We start from the raw sequence: 6,535 nt of genomic DNA, 5'->3' as shown, positions 1-6,535 counted from the left end.
AGGTTCGAAGAACCTTCCGAGGCCCTCAAGAGCGGCGCCCGCTTCGCGGTCGAGCGCAGCCTTCGGCAGCGGCTACAGGGGGATCGCGGGCAGGTTGCCCGCGATGGTGGTTTACGGCTTGACCAGCCGCGCATCCAGGCTGTTCTGCGCCAGGCGTTTGGCCTGGTCCTGGGTCATGCCCAGGTGGGTGTACAGGGCGTGGAAGTTCTCGGTGACGTAGCCGCCGAAGTAGGCCGGGTCATCGGAGTTCACCGTGACCTTCACCCCACGCTCGAGCATCTCGAGGATGTTGTGCTGCGACATGTGATCGAACACGCAGAGCTTGGTGTTCGACAGCGGGCAGACGGTCAGCGGGATCTGCTCGTCGATGATGCGCTGCATCAGTCGCTCGTCCTCGAAGGCGCGCACGCCATGGTCGATGCGCTGGATCTTCAGCAGGTCGAGGGCTTCCCAGATGTACTCGGGCGGGCCTTCTTCACCGGCGTGGGCGACAGTGAGGAAACCTTCGCTGCGGGCCCGATCGAACACCCGCTGGAACTTGCTCGGCGGGTGACCCATTTCCGAACTGTCCAGGCCGACCGCGACAAAGGCTTCGCGGAACGGCAGCGCCTGGTCGAGGGTTTTCTGCGCTTCGTCTTCGCTCAGATGCCGCAGGAAGCTGAGGATCAGGCCGCTGGTGATGCCCAGTTGCTGCTCGCCATCCTTGAGCGCGCTGGCGATGCCGTTGAGCACCACTTCGAAGGGAATGCCGCGATCGGTGTGGGTCTGCGGATCGAAGAAGGGTTCGGTGTGGATGACGTTCTGCTCTTTGCAGCGCAGCAGGTAGGCCCAGGTCAGGTCATAGAAATCCTGGGAGGTGCGCAGTACGTCCGCGCCCTGGTAGTACAGGTCGAGGAACTCTTGCAGGTTGTTGAAGGCATAAGCCTTGCGCAGGGTTTCCACATCGCTCCAGGGCAGGGCGATCTTGTTGCGTTCGGCCAGGGCGAACAGCAGCTCGGGCTCCAGGGATCCTTCGAGGTGCAGGTGCAGTTCGGCCTTGGGCAAGGCGTTCAGCCAGTCGTACATGGGTGTGATCTCATCAGGTGCAGTCGAGCGCTGCGTGAACGTATTGCGCTCCATCATCCTGCGGCGAAAAGCCCACCGCAAGGTTCGATGACAGGCGCCGGCCCCGGGGTTCCCCAGGGCTGCGCGGGCGCGTCAGGTTCCAATCGCGCCCATAAGGGCAGGCATTCTACAGGCGCACGCGGACTATTCGGCAAAACCTGACCCGCCGGGCGATCAGGACGCTTGCGGTTCCCGGCGATAGGCATAGGTATCGGCGAACCGCGACAAGAGGAATTCGGCGCAGGTGGTGACCGGGTACTTCGGCGGATGCCCGGCATCCTGGCAGCCGGGCAGGCATTCGATGCGGATATCCGGATGGGGTTCGGCGAAGAACGGCATCGAGTAGCGGTCCACCCCCAGCGGGCTGATCACCCGGTGCGGCGTCGAACGGTAACGGTCGTTGCTCCAGCGCGCCATCATGTCGCCGAGGTTGACCACGAAGGTGCCCTCGATGGGCGGGGCGTCGATCCACTGGCCCTGGACATTGCGCACCTGCAGGCCGCCGGCGCTGTCCTGATAGAGCAGGGTGATGCAGCCGTAGTCGGTGTGCGCGCCGGCGCCTTGCTGTTCGTCGCTGCTGGCGGTATGCCGCGGCGGGTAATGGATCAGGCGCAAGACGCTGACTGGCTCCTTGAAGCGACGGTCGAAAAAATCGCGCTCGATGCCCAGGGCCAGGGTCATGGCCCGCAGCAGGGTCTGGGCCAGGGCCTGCATGTCCAGGTAGTGCTGCTCCATCAGGGTTTCCCAGCCGGCGATATCGGGGTGCCGATTGCTGCCGCGCAACGGTTTTTCCGCGAGCACTTCGGGATGGTCGGCCGGCAGGTGCAGGCCCATGTCGAAGGTTTCCTTGAGGTCGCTGGGCTTGTCCGGGTCCAGTTGCTCGGTGGCGATCGCGCCATAACCGCGATGGTGGCGGGTCTGGGTGATATCGATCTTGAGTTTCTCGGCGGCCGGCAGGGCGAAGAAATGCCGGGCGGCGTCGAGCAACTGGCCGATGCGCCCGGAGGTGATCGGATGGCCCTTGATATAGAAGAACCCCCACTCGCGGCAGGCACGGTCGATCTGCTGGGCGACGCGGTTCCAGCCTTGGGCGTCGCCGCCGTAGAGCGGGCTGATGTCGATGATTGGCAGCTGGTTCATATAAATGCTCTCAAGGTACTCACTGCCCTGTAGCCGCTGCCGCAGGCTGCGATCGATCTGGGCGGCACTCCGACGAAGGGGGCGTGCTCTGGAGATCGAGCAAAGGTCCTTCGGACCTTAGCGCAGCCTGCGGCAGCGGCTACAGGCGAGTCATTTCGGAATGTCGGCCTTCATGCCTTCCACGTAATAGTTCATCGATGCGAGCTCTGCATTGCTGGCGCTGACCCCGGCGGCGAGTTTTTCCACGCCGGCCTGGTCCTTGATCGGCCCGGTGAACGGGTGGAAGGCGCCGCTCTTGATGTCGGCGATGATCTGCTCGGCCTCACGCTTGACGTCGGCCGGCACCAGGTCGCTGATCGGCAGTTCGACCGTGCCTTCCTTCAGGCCGCCCCAGTAGTCCTGGGATTTCCAGCTGTGGTCGAGCACGCCCTGGGTGGCCTGGATGTAGTGCGGGCCCCAGTTGTTGACGATGGAGGTCAGCACCGCTTTCGGTCCGAAGTGGGCCATGTCCGAGGCGTAGCCCACGGCGTACACGCCACGGCGTTCGGCGGCCTGGATCGGCGCCGGGCTGTCGGTGTGCTGGAAGATCACGTCGGCGCCCTGGTCGATCAGGGCATTGGCGGCGTCGGCTTCCTTGCCCGGGTCGAACCAGGAGTTGACCCACACCACCTTGATCTCGGTGCCCGGGTTGTATTTGTTCAGGGCCAGCTGGATGGCGTTGATGTCGCGGATCACTTCCGGGATCGGGAAGGAGGCGATGTAGCCGACCTTCTTGCTCTTGGTCATCTTCGCCGCGAGGAAACCGCCGACGTAGCGACCTTCATAGGTGCGGGCCAGGTAGGTGCCGAGGTTCTTGTCCTGCTTGTAGCCGGTGGCGTGTTCGAAGGTGGTCTTGGGAAACTGCCTGGCGACTTTCAGGGTCGGGTTCATGTAGCCGAAGGAGGTGGTGAAAATCAGGTCGTACTTATCCTTGGCCATGTTGCGGATCACCCGTTCGGCGTCGGCGCCTTCGGCAACGTTCTCCACGTAGTTGGTCTTGATCTGCTCGCCGAACTTCTCCACCAGCGCCAGGCGCCCCTGTTCATGCTGATAGGTCCAGCCGTGGTCGCCGATCGGGCCGATATAGACGAAGCCGACCTTCAACGGATCGGCGGCGCTGGCGCCCAGCGAGACGCTCAGGCCGATGGCCGCGGTGAGGGCGCACAGCAGTTTTTGCAACGGACGTTTATGCATGAATCCGGACTCCATTTTGTTGTGGGGCGTGGCTGGGCCCTAAGGCTTGAATGGCTCAATGCAAATAGCTGACCAACAGGACAACAAAATCTTCGGGGACCAGGGTGAAGCCTTCGCGGGCAAGCCTCGCGCCTGCAGAGGCTGCATGATCCTGTAGGCGCGAGGCTTGCCGGTGAAGAGGCCCGCCGGATCACCAAAGGCTCATCCCGGTGCACCCTCGCCCATCAACGCCATTGACTGGTGCACTAAGGTGTAACGAAACGTTAGTGACTTCAGGCAGTCTTTAGCTCATCTCTTTCTGCTCGATTTATCCGGTCAAAGGACTGCAATGTTCACTTCACTCAAGCAAGAAAGTTTTCTGCTGCTGGCGCTGCTCGCGGCGCTGGTTGCCTATCCGCTGGAGCATGCGCTGCTCAACAGCGGCCAGGGCGTGGCGCTGATCTCGGGGTTGGTGCTGATCGGTTTTATCGTCGCGGCCTCGATGCGCGTCGCCCATCACGCCGAGCTGCTGGCGGAGAAGGTCGGCGACCCCTACGGCACCATGATCCTGACTCTCGCCGCGGTCCTGGTGGAGGTGGTGATCCTGGCGATCATGATGAGCAACGAGGCCTCGCCGACCCTGGTGCGCGACACCATCTATTCGGCGGTGATGCTCGACATCAACGGCATCCTCGGCCTGGCCGCGCTGATGGGCGGGATCAAGCATGGCGAGCAGGCCTACAACGACGACTCGGCCCGCTCCTACAGTGTGATGATCCTCACCGCCATGGGCGTGTCGATGGTGGTGCCGGAGTTCATTCCCGAGTCGAAGTGGAAGCTCTACTCGGCCTTCACCATTGGCGCCATGGTGCTGTTGTACACCCTGTTCCTGCGCATGCAGGTCGGCGCCCACAGCTACTTCTTCAGCTACAGCTACCCGGAAAAACGCCGCAAGAAAGAACCGACGGAGGATCAGCCGGCGCCTGTCAGCCTGGCGTTTTCCATCGCCACCCTGGTGTTCGGCGTGGTGCTGATCGGCGCCTTGGCGGAGGTGATGTCCAAGACCCTCGACCTGGGGCTGGAAGGCACGGGCGCGCCGCCGGTGATCACGGCGATCCTGGTGGCGGCGATTTCCGCGGCGCCGGAAATTCTCACGGCCCTGCGCGCGGCGCTGGCCAATCGCATGCAGTCGGTGGTCAACATTGCTTTGGGCGCGTCGTTGTCGACGGTGATCCTGACGGTGCCGGTGATGGAGGCCATGGCGCTCTACACCGGCCAGCCGTTCCAGATGGCGATGACCCCGGTGCAGACGGTGATGATCTTCATCACCCTGATCGTCAGCGCGATCAACCTCAATGACGGTGAGACCAATGCCATCGAAGGCATGACCCACTTCGTGCTGTTCGCGACCTTCATCATGTTGTCGCTGTTGGGTCTTTGAAGAGCATCGCGAGCAAGCTCGCTCCTACATCCGGCGTGATTCATTCTGGAAATGATCGGAACCGGTTCCCTGTAGGAGCGAGCTTGCTCGCGATAACGCCGGATCAGGCGCCGGCGATCAGCTGCCGGGCCGCCTGGCTGTGATCGGCAATCAAGCCCCGCACATCCAACCCCTCGACCTGCCCGTCGATCACCCGCCACTGGCCGCCGACCATCACCCGGTCCGCCCGGTCCGCGCCGCACAGCAGCAACGCCGACAACGGATCATGGCTGCCGGAGAAGCGCAGCTCATCGAGCTTGAACAGCGCCAGGTCGGCCTGCTTGCCCACGGCCAGCTCGCCGATATCGCTGCGCCCCAGCAGCCGTGCCGAACCCTGGGTGGCCCAGCCCAGCACCAACTCCGGGGTGATCTTTTCGGCGCCGTAGCGCAGGCGCTGCAGGTACAGGGCCTGACGGGTTTCGAGAATCATGTTCGAGGCGTCGTTCGAGGCCGAGCCATCCACGCCCAGGCCGACGGGCGCGCCGGCGTCGGTCAGTTCCAGGGTCGGGCAGATACCCGAGGCCAGGCGCATGTTGGAGCTCGGGCAATGGCAGATGCCGGTCCCGGCGGCGCCGAGGCGGGCGATTTCATCGGGGTTGAAATGGATACCGTGGGCCAGCCAGGTCCGTGGGCCGAGCCAGCCGACGCTGTCCAGGTAGTCCACGGTGCGCAGGCCGAAGCGTTGCAGGCAGAAGTCTTCCTCGTCGAGGGTTTCCGCCAGGTGGGTGTGCAGGCGCACGTCGAGTTTTGCCGCCAGCTCGGCGCTGGCCGCCATGATCTCCGGGGTTACCGAGAACGGCGAGCAGGGCGCCAGGGCGATCTGGATCTGCGCGCCGGTGCCGCGTTCGTGGTACTCGGCGATCAGCCGCTGGCTGTCGGCGAGAATCACCTCGCCCTGTTGCACGGTCTGCTGCGGCGGCAGGCCGCCATCCGCTTCGCCGAGGCTCATGGAGCCGCGGGTGAGCATGGCGCGCATGCCCAGTTCGCGCACGCTGGCCACCTGCACGTCGATGGCGTTTTCCAGGCCTTCGGGGAACAAGTAGTGGTGGTCGGCGGCGGTGGTGCAGCCCGACAGCAGCAGTTCGGCCAGCGCCACTTTACTGGCCAGGGCGAGTTTCTCCGGGGTCAGCCGGGCCCAGACCGGGTACAGGGTTTTCAGCCAGGGGAACAGCGGCTGGTTGACCACCGGCGCCCAGGCGCGGGTCAGGGTCTGATAGAAGTGGTGATGGGTGTTGATCAGCCCCGGCAGCAGCACATGCTCGCGGGCATCGAAGACCTGCCCACAGGGCTGGGCGGGTTGCTGGCCGGCGCCGAGCACTTCGACGATCAGGCCGTCTTGCAGCACCAGGCCGCCACGGGCGTCGAGGGCATTGCCAGTGAAAATGGCGAGGGGATTCTTTAACCAGATACGGGTCGCAGGCATGGTGGCCGGCTCCTCTGAAAGTGGGTTCAGGTTAGCCAGCTCAGTGTTGCCCTGTCTGCTGATCCAGGGTCGCCACGGGGGCGAGGTGCGCAGTTTACGGGGAGACCGCTGCGCGGTCTATCGCGGGCAAGCCTCGCTCCTAATACGGCGGTGACTGTAGGAGCGAGGCTTGCCCG

General features: G+C 64.0%; 5 protein-coding genes. 1 reads left to right on the top strand and 4 read right to left on the bottom strand.

Going from position 1 to position 6,535, the window contains the following annotated elements; all coding sequences use genetic code 11:
* Window positions 1-111: 111 nt before the first annotated feature.
* From AC07VU_RS07595 to AC07VU_RS07585, 3 genes are all read right to left on the bottom strand, one after another.
* Window positions 112-1,065, bottom strand: a complete 954-nt coding sequence (locus tag AC07VU_RS07595) for an adenosine deaminase (protein ID WP_007923280.1) — start codon at window positions 1,063-1,065, stop codon at window positions 112-114.
* Window positions 1,066-1,278: 213 nt separating this feature from the next.
* Window positions 1,279-2,244, bottom strand: coding sequence for a 2-oxoglutarate and iron-dependent oxygenase domain-containing protein (locus AC07VU_RS07590; RefSeq protein ID WP_495029675.1), 966 nt, complete (start codon window positions 2,242-2,244; stop codon window positions 1,279-1,281).
* 150 nt (window positions 2,245-2,394) lie between these two features.
* On the bottom strand, window positions 2,395-3,477 hold the full coding sequence (locus AC07VU_RS07585; RefSeq protein WP_457242039.1) for a BMP family ABC transporter substrate-binding protein: 1,083 nt from the start codon (window positions 3,475-3,477) through the stop codon (window positions 2,395-2,397).
* Between the two features lie 328 nt (window positions 3,478-3,805).
* Here AC07VU_RS07585 and AC07VU_RS07580 point away from each other — a divergent pair, with 328 nt between their 5' ends.
* The gene (locus AC07VU_RS07580) at window positions 3,806-4,897 is read left to right on the top strand and encodes a calcium:cation antiporter (protein WP_007930681.1); all 1,092 of its coding nucleotides are present in this window, start codon (window positions 3,806-3,808) and stop codon (window positions 4,895-4,897) included.
* 103 nt (window positions 4,898-5,000) lie between these two features.
* On the opposite strand, the gene AC07VU_RS07575 is transcribed toward AC07VU_RS07580, so the two are convergent.
* Window positions 5,001-6,359, bottom strand: a complete 1,359-nt coding sequence (locus tag AC07VU_RS07575) for an 8-oxoguanine deaminase (protein ID WP_495029674.1) — start codon at window positions 6,357-6,359, stop codon at window positions 5,001-5,003.
* Window positions 6,360-6,535: the final 176 nt, after the last annotated feature.

Source organism: Pseudomonas sp. GW821-FHT02B10, assembly GCF_059421865.1.
This window is presented reverse-complemented; position numbering and strand designations above follow the sequence as displayed.

Excerpts from the sequence above, each read along its gene's own strand:
- AC07VU_RS07590 (WP_495029675.1), bottom strand. The coding sequence starts at position 2,244 with ATGAACCAGCTGCCAATCATCGACATCAGCCCGCTCTACGGCGGCGAC.
- AC07VU_RS07580 (WP_007930681.1), top strand. The coding sequence starts at position 3,806 with ATGTTCACTTCACTCAAGCAAGAAAGTTTTCTGCTGCTGGCGCTGCTC.
- AC07VU_RS07595 (WP_007923280.1), bottom strand. The coding sequence starts at position 1,065 with ATGTACGACTGGCTGAACGCCTTGCCCAAGGCCGAACTGCACCTGCAC.
- AC07VU_RS07575 (WP_495029674.1), bottom strand. The coding sequence starts at position 6,359 with ATGCCTGCGACCCGTATCTGGTTAAAGAATCCCCTCGCCATTTTCACT.
- AC07VU_RS07585 (WP_457242039.1), bottom strand. The coding sequence starts at position 3,477 with ATGCATAAACGTCCGTTGCAAAAACTGCTGTGCGCCCTCACCGCGGCC.